The 3,917-nt window shown below is 71.0% G+C and carries 3 protein-coding genes and 1 pseudogene; all 4 read right to left on the bottom strand.

Annotated elements, in window-relative coordinates:
* Nucleotides 1-410 precede the first annotated feature (410 nt).
* The gene (locus IH45_RS0142335) at nucleotides 411-1,166 is read right to left on the bottom strand and encodes a response regulator (RefSeq protein WP_030682398.1); all 756 of its coding nucleotides are present in this window, start codon (nucleotides 1,164-1,166) and stop codon (nucleotides 411-413) included.
* Nucleotides 1,167-1,402: 236 nt separating this feature from the next.
* Nucleotides 1,403-2,095, bottom strand: a complete 693-nt coding sequence (gene hpf / locus IH45_RS0142330) for a ribosome hibernation-promoting factor, HPF/YfiA family (RefSeq protein ID WP_030682396.1) — start codon at nucleotides 2,093-2,095, stop codon at nucleotides 1,403-1,405.
* 318 nt (nucleotides 2,096-2,413) lie between these two features.
* On the bottom strand, nucleotides 2,414-2,677 hold the full coding sequence (locus tag IH45_RS0142325; RefSeq protein ID WP_394298751.1) for a ComF family protein: 264 nt from the start codon (nucleotides 2,675-2,677) through the stop codon (nucleotides 2,414-2,416).
* 1,026 nt (nucleotides 2,678-3,703) lie between these two features.
* A pseudogene (locus tag IH45_RS1000000150515) lies at nucleotides 3,704-3,917 on the bottom strand (ComF family protein); the annotation flags it as partial.

The raw sequence follows: 3,917 nt of genomic DNA, 5'->3' as shown, positions 1-3,917 counted from the left end.
GGCGGGGAGGCGGCTGAAGCGTACGGTTGCCGAAGAGGGCTGCCGTGGGGGCTACCGCGGGGATCGCGGACGGGGTGCCGTGGGGGCCGCGGACGGGATGCCGTGGCGGGCCACGGACGGGATGCCGCAGGCTGGGCTGCCCCGGGGAGGAGAATCGCCGGAGAGAGATGCCGCGAGGGGCAGGTGCCGGAGAACCGGTGCTGAGAGCCCCGCTCAGCGGTCAGCTGCTGAATCCTGCTGAGCGGTCCGCGGCTGGGGCGCCATCTCCGAGCCGTCTGCGGCTGGAGGGGGAACGCCGCCGGGCCGTCTGCGGCGGGGGGACACCACCAGGCCGTCTGCGGCGGGGGCGCCACCGCCAAGCGGTCCACGGCCGGGTCGCCGCGCCGAGCGGTCCGGCCGTCCGTGTGCGCTCAGCGGATCTCCAGGATCTTCTCCCGCATCGCGTACACCACCGCTTCCATCCGGGAGTGCAGCTGGAGCTTCTCCAGGATGTTGCGGACGTGATTCTTGACGGTGTTCTCGGAGATGAACAGCTCTTTGGCGATGTCCCGGTTGTTCATGCCCGTGGCCACCAGCTTGAGGACCTCCAGCTCGCGGTCGGTGAGCCGCGGCGCCGGCACCAGGCGGCGCTCGTCCGTACGCTGGATCATCGACTTGAACTCGGTCAGCAGCTTGGACGCCATGGACGGGCTGATCTGGGACTGGCCGTCCGCGACCGCGCGGATCGCCGTGGCCACCTCATCCGTGGAGATCTCCTTGAGGAGGTAGCCGGTGGCCCCGGCCTTGATCGCGTCGTAGAGGTCGGCTTCCTCGTCGCTGATCGTCAGCATGATGATCTTCGCGCTGGGGGCCACCTCCTTGATGGAGGTGCACGCCTCGATGCCGCCGCGCCGGGGCATCCGTACGTCCATCAGCACGATGTCGGGCAGCAGGTCGGCCGCCTTGTCCACCGCCTCGGCGCCGTCCCCGGCCTCGCCGACGACCTGGATGTCCTCTTCATGGGCGAGCACGATCTCCAGGCCCCTGCGGAAGAGCGCGTGGTCGTCGACGACCAGGACCCTGATCGGCTCCTTGCGTGACATGCTCGCGTCCATGCCGGAGTCGTCGCCGACGACGTATCCGTTGTCGTCCGCTCCGCCGCTCACGGGACCGAAGCTGTCCCCCATCGTTCCTCCCCGTCAACTACCCGGCCGGTGAAGGCCAGAGTTTGGATCTAAGGCTGGTTGACAACAGCCCCCTGCGGCCAGCCCGAACAACGCCATACAACCGTCTCCCCGGCATGTCGCCATTTCGTGCTCACAAGCTCCCTGGCTGGCACAAACACTATACGGCCTCAACTCCTGCCCCCCGCAGGCGCAATGGTGCCCCCGGGCGTACGCCGGGGGCACCACTTCAGCGGCCGTCAGCCGCCGAGCGCCCCTCCGGCGCCACCGGGCTCCTCTCCCCCGAACGAGTCGGGGTTCAGGTGGATGACGCCGTAGTCGTAAGCGTGCCGCCGGTAGACGACACTCGGCTGCTTGGTCTCGGCGTCGACGAAGAGGTAGAAGTCGTGTCCGACCAACTCCATTTCGTACAGCGCCTGGTTGAGGGTCATCGGCGCCGCGGAGTGGGTCTTCTCGCGGACGACCAGGGGCCCTTCGCCCTGGACCTCCAGCGATCCCATCCGCGTCGTCGGCACCTCTTCCCGCGGTTCGCCGTCCACGGTGAGCCGGCCGCTGTCGTCCAGCTTGGCCGCGTCCGGCACGCTGACCGCGACGTCACTCGCCGGGATGCGTCCGTTGCCGCGCCGCGAGTGGCGCTTGTCGTGCTGCTTGCGCAGCCGCGCTTCCAGCTTGGCCGTGGCCAGGTCGAGCGCGGCGTAGGGGTCGGCGGCGGCCGCCTCGGCCCGTACCACCGGGCCTCGGGAGCGGAGCGTGATCTCCACTCGGTCGGAACGGTCGGCCTGCCGGGGGTTGGGCTCCTTGGACACCTCGACGTCCAGGCTGATCACCTTGCCGTCGAGCTTCTGGACCTTGTCCAGCTTCAGCTTCTCGGCCACGTGCTTGCGGAACCGCTCGGGCACCTCGGTCTTGCGGCCCTTGACGACGATGTCCACGCAGAACTCCGTTCCCGGATCGCCCCGCTCGGCGCGCGGAGCGATTCCTTCTTGCACCAGGCTCCGGTGAGTGCCGAAGCCTCGGACTTGGCGACTTTCACCTCCTCCTCCCCCGTAGGCAGGGTCCCCATTCCCGTGTCTTCAGGGTCCCCGCAAACACCCGTTAAACGCACCTGTCCGACATCTGAGGCAAAGCGTCTGCCAAGTCCTCACAACCGAACATAGCTCTCTCGGGCGGGTGGCGGCACCCCCTGGCTGGTACTAGCTCCGTTTGGATGCCTTTTTGCGCTTGTTACCTGCAACGATGAATTTTCGCGGTCAGTTCCAGTTGATTTCGAAAGCACTCCGCGGCGCTGCCACCACACCCGCGCCCACCACCCTCCCGCCGGCCGCCCGGACCGCCCGCGCCGCCTCGGCCAGCGAAGCCCCGGTGGTCAACAGATCGTCCACCAGTACCACCGGGGCGGCCGCCAGCAGCCGTCCGGCTCCGGTGACGACGATCAGGGCCCCGGAGACGTTGGCCAGGCGTTGGCGGGCGCTGAGACCCGCCTGGTCGACCACCGTACGCCGTTGCCTCAGCACATTGAGTACCCGAACGGGCACCCCGCCCCGCCGAAGGTCCCGTGCCGCCGCCAGCGCCATCCGCCGCACCGGATCATGGCCCCGCCCCGCCACGGCGCGCGGGGCGGAAGGGACGGGGACGAGGAGAAGGGGGGTGGGTGAGCTGTTGGAGGGGCGGGGGTGAGGTCTGGGGCGGCTGAGGGCCGGGAGGGGCTGGGCAGGGGGCGAGAGCTCGGCGAGGTTCGGGCGGCGGTCAGTCCTGGGGTCCGACGTCCTGAGGTCCGATGTCTTGGGGCCCGATGTCCTGAGATCCGATGTCCTGAGATCCGATGCGCCGGTCTGGCCGGTCGAGGCGGAGGGAGGGCCGCCACCAGCCCTGATGTCCGGACGGCCGGTGCTACGAGGCGCACCGGAGGAACGCGGATGATCCCGCTCCGACTCCGGCCGACCGGTGGGCGCGGACGGATCGCCACAGGGCTGCCCGTGGCGCTCAGATCCTGAGCTTCGCTGGCCGGTGAGATCGGACGCTCCGCTGGGGGCGGAGGCCGGTGGGGCGGCTGCGGGGCGCGAGCCCGTGTGGCCGGTCCCCGCGTTCAGCCCTGGCGCGGGTTCGGGATCTTGCGGCACCGCGCCGCCTGCGGGTGGGCGCTCGGCCCCACCAGAGCCTGTTACGCCACCGAGTGGTGAATCCGCACGTACGGCCATGATCTCCGCGCCCGGCGCACGGCGCGACATGCCATCGAGCGAGGGCGGATGAGCTGTACGGGCTGTCGCGGTGCCGGTCGGCTCCGTCCTCCCGCCGTTTGGGGCCCTCCTGCCGTGCGGGGGCTCCTCGACGTGGGGGGCCTTCCCGTCATACGGAGCTTCCTCGCCGTACGGGGCCCCCTCGCCGCACGAAGCCGCCCCGCCGTACAAGATCCCCCCGCCGTACGGGGCCCCCTCGCCGCACGAAGCCGCCCCGCCGTACAAGATCCCCCCGTCGCACGGAGTCCCCCCGTCGCACGGAGTCCCCCCGCCATACGGGGCCCTCCCGCCATACAGACACAGCGGCCCACCCCGCGCCCACAGCCCGCGCACCGCCCCCGCCAACGCCAGCCCCAGCGGACCGGCCAGCCGCAGCGCGCCCCGCTCCTTGTGCGCGAGCAGCACCGCCCGCACCTCATCGGCGTAGGGAGCTGCCGCGTAGGTCGGCGGCAGCCCGGGTGGGGCGGGGCTCGGGCGCACTCTCCGGGGGCCTCGGGGGCCTCCCCCGCCCCCACCC

Origin of the sequence: Streptomyces rimosus subsp. rimosus, from assembly GCF_000720725.1 — a bacterium.
Lineage (GTDB): Bacteria > Actinomycetota > Actinomycetes > Streptomycetales > Streptomycetaceae > Streptomyces > Streptomyces rimosus_A.
The sequence above is the reverse complement of the archived record's forward strand: the minus strand, read 5'-3'. Positions and strand labels throughout refer to the sequence as shown.

Coding starts and splice junctions, on each gene's coding strand:
- IH45_RS0142335 (WP_030682398.1), bottom strand. CDS start 1,166: ATGGGGGACAGCTTCGGTCCCGTGAGCGGCGGAGCGGACGACAACGGA.